The organism is Kaistella palustris DSM 21579, assembly GCF_000422265.1.
Lineage (GTDB): Bacteria > Bacteroidota > Bacteroidia > Flavobacteriales > Weeksellaceae > Kaistella > Kaistella palustris.
Window position 1 is genome coordinate 235,992 of sequence record NZ_AULL01000017.1, and the last position, 15,276, is coordinate 251,267.

Consider the following 15,276-nt stretch of genomic DNA (forward strand, 5'->3'; position numbering starts at 1 on the left):
GTTATTTGGCAAGGTAAATTTACAGTTTCTGAAAATTTCACGGGCATTATCTTACGGCGTAAAAAGCGTAATTCATTCGGATGAATTTCAAATAAATTTAAAGAGATGTTCGTTGGGTTTCCTTACTTTTTTAAACCGCTGAAAGTGATCCTCATCGGCTCTGTATCCCAGCGCAAGAGTTACAGCAACCTTTTCTTTGGTGATATCAATATTTAAAATCCTGTCGATCTCAACCTGTTTGAAACCTTCCATCGGGCAGGTGTCTACATTCTCCAGCGCAGCGGCAAACATCAGGTTCCCAAGCACAATATAACTTTGTTTGTCGGCCCAGATCATAATTTCCTCCTCGCTCAACCGGTCGATATGGCTGCTGATACTTTGGCGGAAAGGCCCTAATTCTTCCAAAGGAATTTCGCGCGTTTCGGAAATGTGATTAAAGTAACTGCCGATATATTCGCTGCCAATGTTGTTTTTGGAGACAATAGCAATAAGGTGAGAACATGTGGAAATTTGTGAAGGATTATAAAATGCGGGAATAAGCTGCTCTTTCACCGCCTCACTTTCAACCACAATAAGCTCATACGGCTGCAGGCCCAGAGAACTTGCAGAAAGTTTTGCCGCCTCCAGAATATTGGCGATCAGTTCGGCAGGAACTTTTTTTTCCTTATTAAATTTTTTTACAGAATATCTTCTGTTCAGCGCCTCAAGATATGTCATTGAACAAAGATAAATAATTGAAGAGACTTTTACACCGGTTTAGGTTGCAGCAATTAATCTAAATAATAAGCCAATGGGCAAAAATGCAAGGCTTATATCTTAAATTTAAGCATTAAAGAGCCCGCCATTCTTCAGATTTTCGAAATAGGTGTCGACTTGTAACGGTTCCGTTTGGGCAGCTTTTACAGCGAGTTCGTCGCAAATTTCATTCTCAATATGGCCTGCATGACCTTTTACCCAGTGAAAAGTGATCCGATGCATTTTCAATAACGGAAGCAGGCGCTGCCACAGATCCGGATTTTTTACATCTTTAAAACCTTTACGTATCCAGCCGTAGATCCATTTTTTGTTAATGGCGTCCGCGACATATTTACTGTCGGTGAAAATATGGATATCGTTTTCGGTGGACTTCAGTTTTTCGAGCGCCACGATGACCGCGAGCAACTCCATGCGGTTGTTGGTCGTAAGTCTGAATCCCTGGGAATAACGCCGCTCATATTTCTTTTCGGGGACTTTCATTACAATGCCAAAGCCGCCTTTTCCGGGGTTTCCGCTACAGGCGCCATCGGTGAAAATTTGTATTATCAAAACTGAATTTTAAAACTAAAGGAAAATTTTCTAGAACTCGAATTCATCGTCATCATCCAGATCATTCATTGATGAGCCGGATAGGTTCTGCTTGTTTGGCAGATCAAAAGCGGCACCCGGATCAATGGTGGTCTTTATTTTCTCAAAACCTGTCGGCGTATCGAGTTGCCCGAAATTGGAATCCTGATAACCCGAGCCGTACTGATTCCCAAAAAGATCCAGATCCGCAAACTTGGCGATATTTTTGAAGAAGGACATCCGTACATCAGCAGTGGCACCGTTCCGGTGTTTGGCGATGATGAGTTCCGCCTGATTTTCGGTAGAACTTTCGGCGCCGTCTTCATCATTATCCCAGTGCGTGATCTTATAGTATTCCGGACGGAAGATGAACGAAACAATATCCGCATCCTGCTCGATTGCTCCGGATTCCCGAAGGTCAGACAGCATCGGTCTTTTGCCGGGCCTTGTCTCCACACTCCGCGAAAGCTGCGAAAGAGCGATCACAGGCACATTCAGTTCTTTGGCGATTGCTTTCAGGGAACGCGAGATCGTAGCGATCTCCTGCTCCCGGTTGCCCGCACCTCCTTTGCCGGAGTTTGCAGTCATCAGCTGCAGGTAATCGACCATGATGATCTTTACACCATGCTGCATCACAAGTCGCCGGCACTTTGCGCGGAAATCAAATACCGAGAGCGACGGCGTTTCATCGATGAAGAGCGGTGCGTTTTCCAGCGCCGAAACATTGGAGAAAAGCCTTTGCCATTCCTCGTCACTCATTTGGCCTTTGCGCAGTTTCTCAGAAGAAATCCCGGTTTCCGATGCGATCATACGTGTGATCAACTGCACCGAAGCCATTTCCAGCGAGAACAGCGCCAAGGGGACTTTGTGTTCTACCGCGATATTTCTTGCCATAGAAAGCAGAAAGGCAGTTTTACCCATCGCGGGACGTGCCGCAATAATGATGAGGTCGGAGTTTTGCCAACCACCGGTTTCCTTATCAATATCCCGGAATCCCGATGGAATCCCCGAAATCCCTTCTTTGTCCTTTAATGATTTAATGGTTTCTATCGCCTGCTTTACCAATGTATTTGCAGTATCAAAACCTTTTTTAATGGTTCCATTTGTAATCTCAAAAAAAGACTGTTCCGCTTTGTCGAGCAGTTCGAAAACATCGGTGGATTCCTTGTAGGAACTGTCGATCACATTGGCTGAAACATTGATCAGGCTGCGCAGAATGAATTTCTCCAGGATCACACGCACATGATATTCAATATGTGCACTGGAGGAAACGCCCATGGTAAGATCGATGATGTAATGGTCGCCACCGGCAAAACCCAACTTTTCGGTTTTCTTCAGTTCCTGGATCACGGTCATCAGATCGACAGGATGGTTTTCCTCAAAAAGCTTTACGATCGCGCGGAAGATCTCCTGGTGGCGCGGGTCATAAAATACATCTGCCGTAAGCAGGTCGATGGAATAATCCAGACCTTTCTTGTCGATCAAAAAAGTTCCGATCACCAGTTTTTCAAAATCAACTGCATTTGGCGGCATTTTGCCATCGGAAATCGATAATTCCCTGGCAAAATTTCCGTGAATGAGAGATGATAAAGATTCCTTTTGAGTCATGGGGCAAAGATAGTTTTTTTTAAAAGTTAAAGGAACTTATTAATCAACACCGCGCCGTGGTTTTAGTTTAATAACGTAATAATCAACCGGTTGTTTTGTTGATAAGTTTGAAGGGGGCGGAGAAACTGAAACCGTTCTTTAGCCCGGATGGCAATGGAGCCCAAAGGGCGGAGTGTACAGCCGGCCGTGACCTGCGCAGACAAACAGCTTTATCTGGCTCCCAAAAAAATCAATAGTTCATTTTGCGCAGTTTCGGTACTTTGGTTGCGACCAGAACTGCAATGAGCACAGTCATACTTCCGCCGAAAACTACAGAACGAACCACGCCCAGCAGTTTTGCAGCAAGACCGCTCTCGAACTGTCCCATTTCGTTACTCGACATGATGAAGATCGAATTCACACTAAGCACCCGGCCGCGGATAAAATCCGGCGTTTTTAACTGCACGATCGTGCCGCGGATCACCACCGAAATTCCATCGAGCATACCACTGAAAACCAACAGGATAAATGATAGCCAGTACAGTTTTGAAAGGCCGAAACCGATGATGCACAGACCAAATCCGGCCACGGCTACAAGCAGTAATTTGCCCTGGTTTTTCTTTAATGGCACAAAAGCGAGCGTGATGATGATGCACATGGAACCGATATCCGAGGCGGCATTCAGTAGACCGAAACCTTCGGCGCCCACTTTTAGAATATCTGTGGCAAACACGGGGATCATGGCCACGGCACCGCCGAAAAGCACCGCAAACATATCGAGACAGAGTGCGCCCAGGATTTCCTTGGTTTTGTAAATGTAGGCAAGACCTTCGCGCATACTTTGCATGACACCAACTTCGCCCTTTACATTTTCCGTTGGATGCTTTTTCAGAAACCAGAAGAAAACAGAGGACAAAATCATAAGTCCCACTACCACCATGATGGTTCCTGAAATGTCTATCCAGTGAATCAGAAAACCACCGATCGCGTGACCGCAGACCGAGGCGGTAAGAAAAGTAGCCTGGTTTAAGGTGATCGCATTGGGCAATTCTTCGCGCGTCACGATTTTAGGAATCATCGAGGGGATGATTGGTCCAATAAAAGCACGGCAGAAACCTGTGAAAAAGATGACACCATAAATAAAATAGGAAATTTGCAGGTTGCTGAAATGCAGGAGTTTATGACCGAATAAGGCCGGGATCAGCAGCAGGCTGATGAGTATAACGTAGGCGTAGTTGCAGATGAGCAGGAGCTTTTTCTTTTCGGAATTGTCGATGACATGCCCAGCATAAAGTGCTGTAGATACGGCAGGAATCACTTCCGACAGACCGATGAGCCCGATGGCGAAGGGATCTTTGGTCAGCTGGTAGATCCACCAGCCCATGAGCGTGGCGAGCATCCGGAAGGATAAAACGAGGAAAAACCGGCCGGTCATTAAATTTCGAAATTCGGGGATACGAAGCGTCTGGACGGGTTTCAGTGAAATCATGGTGCAAAAGTAATTTTTAGAAATTAAATTCCAGCGGTAGCCGGAGTGTTTTTAAAATTTTGATTTAAAAATTTATCTTTGAAAAATGAACTGGATCATATTAATTATCGGCGGCCTGTTCGAAACAGGGTTTGCAACCTGCCTGGGCAAAGCGCAGGAAACTTCCGGAAAAGAGAGTTATTTCTGGTGGACCGGTTTTGCGGTTTCGCTTTTCCTCAGCATGTTTTTACTGTACAAAGCGATCTCGGTGGGCGCAGCGCCCATCCCGGTGGGTACTGCGTATGCCGTGTGGACCGGAATCGGGGCGGTAGGTGCAGTTTTTATGGGAATTTTTATTTTTAATGAGCCGGCAACTTTCTGGCGTATGTTTTTCGTTTTTACGCTTATAGCTTCTGTTGTGGGACTTAAAGTCGTAAGCAATTAAGGTAGATATGAAATCAGTAAGAGTTCCGCGATTTCATTAGAAATAATTAGTTGCATTGTACAAATAATTATTACATTTGAGTACATTAACCAACAAATCTTTTTTTATGAAAACAAAACTACTTTCTTTAGCGGCATTTGCAATGCTGTTTTTCGCGAACGCGCAAACAACCTTACTGTCAGAAGGTTTTAACACTGTTCCAGTCGCGGGGTGGACCACTACGAACCAAAGTACAACGGTAGGTTCTACCGGCTGGTTCCAAGGAAATACCACGGTTTTTAACGCTCAGGCGGGACCGGCAACCTCATACATCGGGGCGAATTTCAATAACACAACCGGTGCAAACACCATCAGCAACTGGCTGATTACACCTCAGGTAATGGTGCAGGACGGCGACGTTTTAAAATTCTGGACCAGAACTACAACGGGTGCGCCGTTTGCAGACCGTCTGGAAGTAAGGTCTTCAGTGGGAGCCACACCAACTTTGCCAACCGGCGCTACAGGTGTAGGTTCCTTCAGTAATGTGCATCTTACAATCAATCCGTCGCTGATAACCGGTCCTACCGGATATCCTGATGTTTGGACAGAATACACGATTACAGTTTCAGGCGTTTCGCCAACACCTGTAGCGTTGAATTTTGCCTTCCGTTATTTTGTAACAAGTGGCGGCCCGTCGGGTAACAACTCCAATTTCATCGGTATAGATACGCTTTCGCTGGTGAGACCTGCTTTAGCCGTTTCCAATACCGGCAAGTCCACGGTATCGATCTATCCTAATCCAACTGCAGATTATCTAAATGTAAATGCTGCATCTAAAGTGTCTAAAGTTGAGATATTTGATATTTCCGGTAAAAATGTGAAAGCAGAACTGGTTGACGGTAAAGTTGATGTTCAAAATCTTGCTAAAGGATCATATATCATCAAAATTACAGAAGCGACAGGAGTAAGCTCTCAGAAATTTATTAAGAAATAATTCCGGTAAAAATTCGGGATAAACTCGAGCCGCCTCAACTGAAAAGTTGGGGCGGTTTTTATTTAGGAAACGACAGACGATGAATCACTGCATTTTCAGCGGATGCATAGCCTGATCTTTCTTCATCTTTAATGCCTAAAAAGTTGCTGATAAAGACAGCTTATCATCTCAAATTAAAACTATTGCGGTGGTGTAAATACTTTGCCAATATCCTGCAGGGTGGAGGCGATTACTGCAGTAACTGCAATGAATCCCGCTATGCCGCCAATAAGGACCGCTGTGCCTGCCGCGTTGAATTTCCTTACTTTCCAAATGGTGTTTTTGCTGAGCGCAGTCCGGTCCTGATTTCTTAGACCTATGATACTGTCTTTTTCAATGGAAGAAATCATCATTTTGGTTTTCAGGTCGTTTTCATGAAAAAAAGTGTAATTTTTCCCGGCCCGTAGTTTACCAAAGTCTTGCGCATCGGTTTTGGCTACATATTTATTTGTCGTGCAGGAGCAGACCTGAAACAGCAGAAAAATGAAGAGAATATTTTTCATCATATTATTTAAAAATCACCATGCGAAAGCAAGTTATTATTTTACGATATAAGTTTTCAGAAAATCACTGATTTTCCTGTCATTGGCCAGCCGTGGAATTTTGTTCTGGCCACCGAGTTTTCCTTCGGAGCGGGCGTATTCCTGAAAAGCATTTTTGCGTAAACTTCTTATTTTTAAAGGCTGCAGTATTTTACCCGAGATCAGATCATCATAATAAGAATTACGCTGCCGCAGTTGTTCATCTAAATATTTTCCAAAAGATTCTGCATTCTGCGGCTCTTTTTCAAACTCGATGAACCATTCGTGATACGGCAAACCGGATTCCGGATTAACCTGCGGTGCGAGGTGAAATTCTGTGATCTGCGCCGGAAATTTTGCTACCGTCGCCTTCATTGCCTCTTCCACTTCATAAGCGATCACATGTTCACCAAAAGCCGACGTAAAATGTTTGGTCCGCCCCGAAACGAGTATACGGTAAGGATCTTTTGAAACAAACCGAACGACATCGCCGATGGAATATGCCCACAAGCCGGAATTGGTTGTCAGGATCAGCGCATAATCTTTGTGCAGTTCCACTTCATTTAATGTAAGCCGTTTGGCGTCGGGTTTTCCGGAGGTTTCCAGCGCAATAAATTCATAGAAGATCCCGTGATTGGTCAGCAGCAGCAAACCTTCTTTTTTATAATCATCCTGAAAGGCAAAAAAACCTTCGCTCGCGGGGAAAGTCTGTAAGATATCAACCTTTCCACCAAGCAGTTCTTCCATCTTTTCGCGGTAAGGCTCATAATTTACGCCACCGGTAATTATGAGTTGAAGATTTGGAAAAAGTTCGGTGATCTTTTTTTTGTTTCGCGCGATGAGTTTTTCAAAATACATGATCAGCCATGGCGGAATGCCGGAAATCAATGTCATGTTTTTACGTTCGGTTTCTTTTACGATCTCATTGACTTTAGTTTCCCAGTCTTCGATCAGGTTGGTCTTTTCACTCGGCAAGCGGTTTTTTTGAAGATAAGAGGGAATATGATGCGCGACAATTCCTGAAAGTCTGCCGGTTTTAATGCCATAAATTTCGTCGAGTTGCGGACTGCCCTGCAGAAATATCATTTTACCATTTACAAAATCTGCGCTGCCTTTCTGTGCAATGTAATGAAAGATAGCACTTTGTGCCGCACCGGTCTGGTACGGCATTGCTTCTTTGGATATGGGAATATATTTAGCTCCCGAAGTAGTGCCCGATGTTTTTGCAAAATATTCCGGAGTTTCCGGCCAGAGAATATGGCGCTGCCCTTTTTTTACTTTTTCTATGTAGGGTTTCAGGTCTTCGTAATCGGCAACCTGCACGCGGGACTGAAAATCCTGAACAGAATTTATTTTCTCAAACTGATGTTCGCGGCCAAACAGGGTTTTTTCGGCAGTTTTTACAAGTGCAAGCAAAAGCTGCTGCTGGTCATTCACGGCATTTTGTTTAAAGGTTTTAGTACCTTTCACATGTCGTTTTGCCCACAGCAGGGCGATATTTTTCTTTAAGAAATTTTGCATCCTGCAAATTTAGATGTTTTTTCAGTTGAACTGCCTTTAAAACTAGAGATTGAAACGGTAACCCAAACTTAAACTCAACAGCGTAGAGCGGCTGAAATATTTTTTAATGTCGGGATTTTCGTTATAGACAGGTGCTGAAAAAGAACGCAGATTTCCTTCCACAAAAACTGATTGATAGCCCAAAGGATCCAACACGTACAGCGCTTTTGCGCCGATTTTAAAACCGAGACCGTTACTTTTCAGTTTTTTGTCTTTGATATCGAGGAATACAGCCGTATAATTGAAATAGCTGAAGCCTGCCATTTCTTCCACCATAAAATCTTCAGAAATGTTTTCACGGTGTGTCAGGAAAGCATCTATAACAGTCATTTTGGGCGAACCTACATTACCATAGAGATTTTGATGGCCGTACTTCACGTTGGAAAAGAGCATGTTATAATTCATGCCTACACCGAAATTTACGGGAGTCATCAGATTTCCACCGAAGGCAAAGCCGTAGAAAGGTTCCAGATCTTTGGCCAGGGAATTATTTCCTACAGGTTTCATCGCAATGATCTTTGCTTCGATATTTGAAACTACGTCCGGTGTGTTTTTCTTTTTCTGACCGAAGACCAAACTTGCAGTCATTAAAAATATTAAAAAAGTCAGACGCATTATTTCAACTTAATATCATTAAAAATTATATAGCTGATTCCCGCCGGAACAACGATCTGCAGCGAATCTGCGGCAATATAACATCCCGGTTTCGACGAACTGAAAGAACTTATTTTTTTGTTGACTGCCACCGAAAATGAATCCGCGGTAAGCGGGCCGGAGAGTGTGAAGTCGCCGGCGTTGTCCGGAATCGTTTCCGCCACATTCGTACTTCCACTGCTGAGCTTTACGGTGATTTTTCTGTAATCCAATCCGGTTCCGGTAATTTTCCCTTCTACGTAAGCGCGCGGATTGGCACGGCTTTCCGAATTACAGGACCAGAGAATGAAGAGTGCGAAAACCGTGGCGAAAATTTTCATTTAATTTTTTTTAAAGATATAAAAAGCCCCGGAAAACTTTCGGGGCGATTCAGGTTTTAGTACCTTCTATTTTGTTTTAAATCTCTTATCGGGAGTTCCATCCTTTTTCAAATGCTGGTTTTCTCTGTACCGTTTGTCTGGTGTACCGTCTTTTTTCAGTTTAATGCCAGCGGAAGTGGCAGATGATTTTATGGCAACTGCGGATTTGGGTGCCGGCTGTTTGGCGACGGGCGCGGTCGTGGCGGCTTTGGCCGGAGCCGCAGGTGTGGCTTGCCGGGGAACGGCCTGTTGTGCGTTTGCCAAACCGAGACCTAGAACAAAAGCCAGGGGCGCGAATAATTTTTTCATTTTCTTGTAATTAAAAGGTTTCTTACTGATTAACCGATGTAAAAGTAAATAATTTGGCAATTTGAGCTGCAGGCGTGTTTCACTTTAACCAACTTTAACTCATTAGTACAATTGGTGTTAAGGAAGTAATTATTCAAATTATTCCTGATTCGTTATCTTTGCAGCTTCAAACGGTTTCGGAACGCTCCCGAAATCGCTTTCGTCGTTTACAGTTAACGGCTTTAATATTACCTTTTTGCATGCAGTTAAAACCCATTCACCAAACTTTTTTGCCCGATTTGCTGAAGAACGAATTTGGAAAAGAGATCTTTCAAACCTTAGAGCAGACTCAGCATTTATCGGTGCGGGGTTTTGCCGGTTCCTCTCCGTCGATATTTACGGCTGAACTTTTCCTTATTTACAAAAAAACAGTACTTTTTCTTATCGAAGACCGTGAAGAAGCGCTTTACGTGACCTCGGAAATGGAGGATCTGCTGGGCAAAGAACACGTGCTGTATTTCCCGTCTTCGCATCTGGAGCCTTATCAGATCGAAAAAACGCAGAATGCAAATCTGGTCTTAAGAACTGAGGTCATCAACAAGCTTACGTCGGGCACACGGCCGAAAGTAATTATTGCAGGTTTTTCTGCGATGGCCGAGAAAGTATTGAGAAAAAAGGATTTCAACGCCATTTCACATAAGATTACAGCCGGCGAAAGTCTGGATTTTGATTTTACCGGGGAACTGCTGCATCAGTTTAATTTTAATCTGACTGATTTCGTGTCCGAACCCGGCGAATTTTCCGTGCGTGGCGGGATTGTAGATGTTTTTTCCTATTCCAATGAAGAACCGTACAGGATTACTTTTTTTGGGAATCAGATCGAAAGCATAAAAACCTTTAATATAGAAACTCAGCTGACCAATGGCAAAGTCAACAGTTTTCAGTTGGTTTCAAATATGAATTTTGCTTCGTCGGCTGATAAGGTTTCACTGCTGGAACTTTTACCGAAAGAAAGTTTCATTGTCTCGAAAAATGCATTTGCAGGCCTCAGAAAAATCAAGGAATTTTACGCCAAAGCGGAAGATAAATTTGCGCTTTTCACCACCGATATCAGGCATCAGGCGCCGGAAGAACTTTTTCTGTCGGAACCTGAACTGGTAAGCGATTACCGGAAATTCAAGACCATTGATTTTACGCTTGATGAATTGCGGATTGATGGATTACAGTCTCAGACACTTGAAATATCCCAGACGCAACAACCATCCTTTCATAAGAATTTTGAACTTCTTATGGACGATCTAAAAGAAAAACAGCAGGAAAATTTCGATATCTGGATCTCGTTTTCCACAGAAAAACAAAAAGAAAGGCTCGAAAGTATTTTTGAAGATTTGGCTGGGAATGCACTTTCTGATTCAGAAGCGAACGATGCTGTTGCCAAACCGCCGGTAGTATTCAAATGTTTTAAATCTGAAATTCACGAGGGTTTTGTAGATTCTGCCCACAAAATTTCAGTGTACACGGATCACCAGATTTTTGACCGGTACCAAAGGTTTAAAGCAAAAAACACTTTTGCGAAATCGGAACAGCTCACGCTGAAGGATCTTATGCAGATGAAAGTGGGCGACTATATTACACACATTGATCACGGCATCGGTAAGTTCATGGGTCTGGTCAAGGTAAATAATAACGGAAAAGTGCAGGAATGTTTTAAACTCACTTACAAAAATGGCGACCTGCTTTATGTAAGCATTCATTCGCTGCATAAAATCTCGAAATACAACGGCCCCGACGGAAAGGAGATCGTGTTGTCCAAACTCGGTTCGCCTGCCTGGAAATCATTAAAACAAAAAACGAAAGCGAAAGTAAAACAGCTTGCTTTCGATCTGATACGGCTTTACGCGGAAAGAAAATCGGCGAAAGGATTTGCTTTTGCACCGGATTCTTATCTGCAGAATGAACTCGAGGCAAGTTTTATTTATGAAGACACGCCCGACCAGGAAAAAGCAACGGTGGATGTGAAAAGTGACATGGAAAACGATAACGTGATGGACCGCCTGATCTGCGGCGATGTAGGATTCGGGAAAACGGAAATTGCGATCCGCGCCGCTTTTAAAGCAGCAACCGACGGTAAACAGGTTGCGGTACTGGTGCCGACCACGATCTTAGCATTCCAGCATTACCGCAGTTTCCAGGAAAGGCTGAAGGAATTTCCGGTAAACATTTCCTATATGAACAGATTCCGCACGGCCAAGCAAAAAGCAGAAACCCTCGCCGGCCTCGCAAGCGGAATGATCGATATCGTGATCGGAACACACCAACTCGTAAGTCCAAATGTAAAGTTTAAGGATCTGGGCCTTTTGATCATCGATGAAGAACATAAATTTGGAGTATCAGTAAAAGACAAACTGAAAACTTTGAAAAGCAATATCGATACGCTTACACTTACTGCTACACCAATACCGCGCACTTTACAGTTTTCGCTTATGGCGGCGCGCGATCTTTCGGTGATCAAAACACCACCGCCCAACCGCCAGCCGGTGGAAACGCATATTGTCGGTTTTAATGAGGAAACAATTCGCGATGCGGTTTCCTATGAAATTCAGCGGGACGGCCAGGTTTATTTCATCAATAACCGGATTGAAAATCTGAAGGATATTGCGGGACTTATCCAGCGTCTGGTGCCCGATGCCCGCGTGATTACAGGTCACGGGCAGATGGAAGGGAAACAGCTCGAACGGAATATTCTCGATTTTATGGAAGGGAAATATGATGTGCTGGTCTCTACCACGATCATCGAAAGTGGCGTAGATGTCCCGAATGCGAATACGATCTTCATTAATGATGCTCAGCGTTTTGGTATGGCCGATCTGCACCAGATGCGAGGCCGCGTAGGACGGAGCAACAGGAAAGCCTTTTGTTTCCTGATCACGCCGCCGTTTGATATGATGACCTCTGAAGCGCGCAAACGCCTGGAAGCTATCGAGCAGTTTTCGGATCTTGGCAGTGGATTTCAGATTGCGATGAAGGATCTTGAGATTCGCGGTGCCGGTGATCTGTTGGGTGGTGAACAAAGCGGTTTCATCAATGAAATGGGTTTTGACACCTACCAGAAAATCATGCAGGAAGCTTTGGAAGAACTTCAGAACGATACCGAGTTCGAAAATTTATTTGAAAATGAAGAGGACCGCCAAAAACTTTTCAAGTCGACCAAAGATGTTAATATTGATACTGACCTGGAATTAATGCTGCCGGATTCTTACGTTCAAAGTATTGAAGAGCGGCTCTCACTCTATCAGAAACTTGCGGATATTCAGGATAAAGAAAATCTGCAGAAATTTACAGCAGATATGGAGGACCGTTTTGGTCTTTTACCACCGGAAGCCAAAAACCTGATAAAATCTGTAGAGCTGAAATGGATCGCCGCCGAAATTGGCTTTGATAAAATTGTGGTGAAAAACGGAATTTTCCTCGGATATTTCCCGCCGAATCCACAGGATAAATTTTACCAAAGCGGGAAATTCCGAAACATCATTTCCTATCTTAACCGAAATCCCAAAGAGGCAACTTTGAAGGAAAAAGCCGGCAAAGAAGGCAGCCAACTATTAATGCGAAAAGAAAATGTGCAGAATGTAGATGAGGTAAATGCAGTTCTGGAGCGGATACTTGAAAATAAGGAATAAAAGGTGGAAGCATTTAAGTAAAACTTCCGCTGGAGAAGAAGCTACTTGAAATAAAATCTTTTTTGGCGTGGTTGTAAGTCATTGGCAATAATAAAAGTGAAATTCAGTTTGAAAATAAAGTTCCTTTATAATTGATATATTTCAGACCAGGCCGGCTTTTACTTTGAGTCGAAACATTTGTAAACTGTAACTGCTGGTTTCCATTTCTAAAAAATGTCTACTTTTGCTAAAATTATTTTTAAAGATGAAAAGCCTTTTACCGATATTTTCTTTACTCTTCAGTGCGGTTGTTTTATGGTCCTGCGAACCGGGCCGCGACGAAAACGGCGACTTTCTGTTTGGCGTCGATCCGGGTTCCGGCGGCACACCGGTAACTGCAAGCCGGCTTTTAAAAAAAATGTCTTCACATGAACTGAACGAGGATACAGGTGAATGGGAAGACAGTGATATTACATACAATTACACCGACAGGAAACTGGTTTCCTACACTGAAAACGGTGGCGAACCCACGGTATTTACCTACAACGCAAACAACAGAATCTCGGGTTTATCGAATTCCGGGCAATCTGCATCATTTGAATACAGCGGTTCAACACTGTCGAAAATAGTGACTACAATTCCGGAATTCGCCACGATTACATCCGACTTTACATACACAAATGCACAATTGACCAAAACCGTTTCCGTGCAGGAATATACGTTTCCAGTTCCATCAAAACTTTATATAGAAACCACTTATGCTTATACCGGAGCCAATATGACCACGGCAACTGTAAAATCCGGCATGTATGTAAACGGTGAACTGCAGCTCAGTCCCGAAATTCAGGTTCTGACCTTTGAATACGACACTAAAAAATCACCTTATCAGCTTTTACCGCGGGAATTTATTTTGTTCCTCACGGGAATCGGTCCGCAGGGCGCGGCTTATCTTTCGGCCAATAATTTCACCAAATTTACAAGTACGGTCGGCCCGGTTTCAGATGTGTCGGCATTTACCTATACGTATGATTCCCAAAACTATCCGACCCTGATGAAAGGTCCTGAAGAGGAAACGGTAAAATTTGAATACCAATAAATTTTCTGCATGAAATACCTGATCGTAGGTCTTGGAAATAAAGGCGAAGAATACGCAGAAACCCGGCATAATGTCGGGTTTAAAGTTGTTGAAAAAATTGCTTCGACCCTTGAGGCGCCGTTTAAATCAGCAAATTTTGGTTTGCTGGCAGAAGCAAAATACAAAGGTCGGAAGGTTTTTCTTTTGAAACCGGATACATATATGAATCTTTCCGGAAATGCGGTGCGTTTCTGGCTTCAGAAAGAAAATATTCCACTGGAAAATCTAATGATTGTCACTGATGATCTTGCACTTCCTTTCGGAACCTTAAGAATGAAGATGAAAGGTTCGGATGCGGGACATAATGGCTTGAAAAGCATTCAGGAACAACTGCAGACGCAGAATTACCCGCGGCTGAGGTTTGGTATTTCCGCAGAATTCAGCGAAGGAAAACAGGTTGATTACGTGCTTGGCAAATGGACCGAAACGGAAAAAGAAAAACTCCCCGAAAGAATCGAGAAGTTTTCTAAAGCCTGTCTGTCATTTGTTTTTGCCGGTATTCAGAATACAATGACCGCCTTCAACGGAAAATAAAACTGCACTTTTAAATTGAATTACCTTTCGCAATAATGGATTATTGGTGAGGTTCGTCGGCATTGTTTTTCTTTCTGCTCATCACCCAGTTTGAATTGGTAAGATTGTAGATCTTCTGGATATCTTTCAGGATCTTTTCGAAATCAATTTCCAGATCGATGATTTTCCCTGTACGCATGTCGAAAACCCAACCGTGAACTACAGGATATTCATCGACCAGGTATTCCTCCTGCACTGACGCCATTTTTATCACGTTAATGCATTGCTCCTGCACATTAAGTTCTACCAGGCGATCGTAGCGTTTCTGTTCATCCGTAATCGCATCGAGTTCGCCCTGATGTAGGCGGTAGACATCACGGATCGTCCGCAGCCAGGGATTTAGCAGACCGAGATCTTCCGGTGTCATCGCCGCTTTTATACCGCCGCAACCGTAGTGTCCGCACACGATAATATGTTTTACCTGTAAATGTTCCACGGCATACTGGATCACCGCCGTAGAACTCATATCCAGCGTGTTCACCACATTTGCAATGTTTCGGTGCACGAAGAGTTCGCCGGGTTTCATGCCCATCATTTCCTCCGCAGAAACGCGGCTGTCTGAGCAGCCGATATATAAATATTCGGGTGTCTGGGTGGCAGATAACGTGGTGAAAAAATCTTTATTTTCGGCAAGTTTGGATTCCAGCCATTTTTTATTGTTTTCGAAAAGTACGTTGTAAGATTTCTGCATT

Annotated in this window: 15 protein-coding genes; 5 read left to right on the forward strand and 10 right to left on the reverse strand. The window is 43.6% G+C overall.

Going from position 1 to position 15,276, the window contains the following annotated elements:
- Positions 1-87 precede the first annotated feature (87 nt).
- From H562_RS0107980 to H562_RS0107995, 4 genes are all read right to left on the reverse strand, one after another.
- On the reverse strand, positions 88-717 hold the full coding sequence (locus H562_RS0107980) for an NAD(P)H-dependent oxidoreductase (protein ID WP_027377030.1): 630 nt from the start codon (positions 715-717) through the stop codon (positions 88-90).
- 105 nt (positions 718-822) lie between these two features.
- Entirely contained in the window at positions 823-1,305 is a 483-nt protein-coding gene (gene rnhA, locus H562_RS0107985) for a ribonuclease HI (protein ID WP_027377031.1), read from the reverse strand.
- Between the two features lie 30 nt (positions 1,306-1,335).
- Positions 1,336-2,931 (reverse strand): replicative DNA helicase, encoded by a 1,596-nt coding sequence (gene dnaB, locus H562_RS0107990; protein WP_027377032.1) that lies wholly within the window; start codon positions 2,929-2,931, stop codon positions 1,336-1,338.
- Positions 2,932-3,160: 229 nt separating this feature from the next.
- Positions 3,161-4,399: an MFS transporter gene (locus H562_RS0107995; RefSeq protein WP_034690936.1), complete on the reverse strand. Its 1,239-nt coding sequence runs from the start codon at positions 4,397-4,399 to the stop codon at positions 3,161-3,163.
- 85 nt (positions 4,400-4,484) lie between these two features.
- On the opposite strand from H562_RS0107995, the gene H562_RS0108000 reads away from it, so the two are divergent.
- Positions 4,485-4,823: a DMT family transporter gene (locus H562_RS0108000; RefSeq protein ID WP_027377034.1), complete on the forward strand. Its 339-nt coding sequence runs from the start codon at positions 4,485-4,487 to the stop codon at positions 4,821-4,823.
- Positions 4,824-4,929: 106 nt separating this feature from the next.
- A complete protein-coding gene (locus H562_RS14855; RefSeq protein ID WP_051190444.1) occupies positions 4,930-5,796 on the forward strand; it encodes a T9SS-dependent choice-of-anchor J family protein in 867 nt (288 codons plus the stop codon).
- Between the two features lie 179 nt (positions 5,797-5,975).
- On the opposite strand, the gene H562_RS0108010 is transcribed toward H562_RS14855, so the two are convergent.
- The 5 genes from H562_RS0108010 to H562_RS0108030 all read right to left on the reverse strand — a co-directional run bounded on the left by H562_RS0108010 (position 5,976) and on the right by H562_RS0108030 (position 9,238).
- Positions 5,976-6,341 carry a hypothetical protein gene (locus H562_RS0108010; protein WP_027377035.1) on the reverse strand — a complete coding sequence of 122 codons (366 nt, stop codon included), beginning with the start codon at positions 6,339-6,341 and terminating at the stop codon, positions 5,976-5,978.
- Positions 6,342-6,374: 33 nt separating this feature from the next.
- Positions 6,375-7,877 (reverse strand): GH3 auxin-responsive promoter family protein, encoded by a 1,503-nt coding sequence (locus H562_RS0108015; protein ID WP_027377036.1) that lies wholly within the window; start codon positions 7,875-7,877, stop codon positions 6,375-6,377.
- Between the two features lie 42 nt (positions 7,878-7,919).
- On the reverse strand, positions 7,920-8,504 hold the full coding sequence (locus tag H562_RS0108020) for a hypothetical protein (RefSeq protein WP_156831978.1): 585 nt from the start codon (positions 8,502-8,504) through the stop codon (positions 7,920-7,922).
- A gap of 26 nt (positions 8,505-8,530) precedes the next feature.
- On the reverse strand, positions 8,531-8,890 hold the full coding sequence (locus H562_RS0108025; protein WP_027377038.1) for a hypothetical protein: 360 nt from the start codon (positions 8,888-8,890) through the stop codon (positions 8,531-8,533).
- 66 nt (positions 8,891-8,956) lie between these two features.
- Positions 8,957-9,238, reverse strand: coding sequence for a hypothetical protein (locus tag H562_RS0108030; protein ID WP_027377039.1), 282 nt, complete (start codon positions 9,236-9,238; stop codon positions 8,957-8,959).
- Between the two features lie 239 nt (positions 9,239-9,477).
- Between H562_RS0108030 and mfd the strand changes: the two genes are divergently transcribed.
- The 3 genes from mfd (at position 9,478) to pth (ending at position 14,545) form a co-directional block, all read left to right on the forward strand.
- Complete coding sequence (mfd, locus tag H562_RS0108035) at positions 9,478-12,897, forward strand: transcription-repair coupling factor (protein WP_027377040.1); 3,420 nt, start codon at positions 9,478-9,480, stop codon at positions 12,895-12,897.
- 244 nt (positions 12,898-13,141) lie between these two features.
- Entirely contained in the window at positions 13,142-13,972 is an 831-nt protein-coding gene (locus tag H562_RS0108040; protein ID WP_027377041.1) for a hypothetical protein, read from the forward strand.
- Between the two features lie 9 nt (positions 13,973-13,981).
- Positions 13,982-14,545, forward strand: a complete 564-nt coding sequence (gene pth / locus H562_RS0108045) for an aminoacyl-tRNA hydrolase (protein WP_027377042.1) — start codon at positions 13,982-13,984, stop codon at positions 14,543-14,545.
- 40 nt (positions 14,546-14,585) lie between these two features.
- On the opposite strand, the gene H562_RS0108050 is transcribed toward pth, so the two are convergent.
- Positions 14,586-15,275, reverse strand: a complete 690-nt coding sequence (locus tag H562_RS0108050; RefSeq protein ID WP_027377043.1) for a carbonic anhydrase — start codon at positions 15,273-15,275, stop codon at positions 14,586-14,588.
- Position 15,276: the final 1 nt, after the last annotated feature.

Bases quoted from the DNA above. Each gene is read 5' to 3' on its own strand.
- H562_RS0107980 (WP_027377030.1), bottom strand. From the start codon at position 717: ATGACATATCTTGAGGCGCTGAACAGAAGATATTCTGTAAAAAAATTT.
- dnaB (WP_027377032.1), bottom strand. From the start codon at position 2,931: ATGACTCAAAAGGAATCTTTATCATCTCTCATTCACGGAAATTTTGCC.
- H562_RS0107995 (WP_034690936.1), bottom strand. From the start codon at position 4,399: ATGATTTCACTGAAACCCGTCCAGACGCTTCGTATCCCCGAATTTCGA.
- H562_RS0108000 (WP_027377034.1), top strand. From the start codon at position 4,485: ATGAACTGGATCATATTAATTATCGGCGGCCTGTTCGAAACAGGGTTT.
- H562_RS14855 (WP_051190444.1), top strand. From the start codon at position 4,930: ATGAAAACAAAACTACTTTCTTTAGCGGCATTTGCAATGCTGTTTTTC.
- H562_RS0108010 (WP_027377035.1), bottom strand. From the start codon at position 6,341: ATGATGAAAAATATTCTCTTCATTTTTCTGCTGTTTCAGGTCTGCTCC.
- H562_RS0108015 (WP_027377036.1), bottom strand. From the start codon at position 7,877: ATGCAAAATTTCTTAAAGAAAAATATCGCCCTGCTGTGGGCAAAACGA.
- H562_RS0108020 (WP_156831978.1), bottom strand. From the start codon at position 8,504: ATGACTGCAAGTTTGGTCTTCGGTCAGAAAAAGAAAAACACACCGGAC.
- H562_RS0108025 (WP_027377038.1), bottom strand. From the start codon at position 8,890: ATGAAAATTTTCGCCACGGTTTTCGCACTCTTCATTCTCTGGTCCTGT.
- H562_RS0108030 (WP_027377039.1), bottom strand. From the start codon at position 9,238: ATGAAAAAATTATTCGCGCCCCTGGCTTTTGTTCTAGGTCTCGGTTTG.
- mfd (WP_027377040.1), top strand. From the start codon at position 9,478: ATGCAGTTAAAACCCATTCACCAAACTTTTTTGCCCGATTTGCTGAAG.
- H562_RS0108040 (WP_027377041.1), top strand. From the start codon at position 13,142: ATGAAAAGCCTTTTACCGATATTTTCTTTACTCTTCAGTGCGGTTGTT.
- pth (WP_027377042.1), top strand. From the start codon at position 13,982: ATGAAATACCTGATCGTAGGTCTTGGAAATAAAGGCGAAGAATACGCA.
- H562_RS0108050 (WP_027377043.1), bottom strand. From the start codon at position 15,275: ATGCAGAAATCTTACAACGTACTTTTCGAAAACAATAAAAAATGGCTG.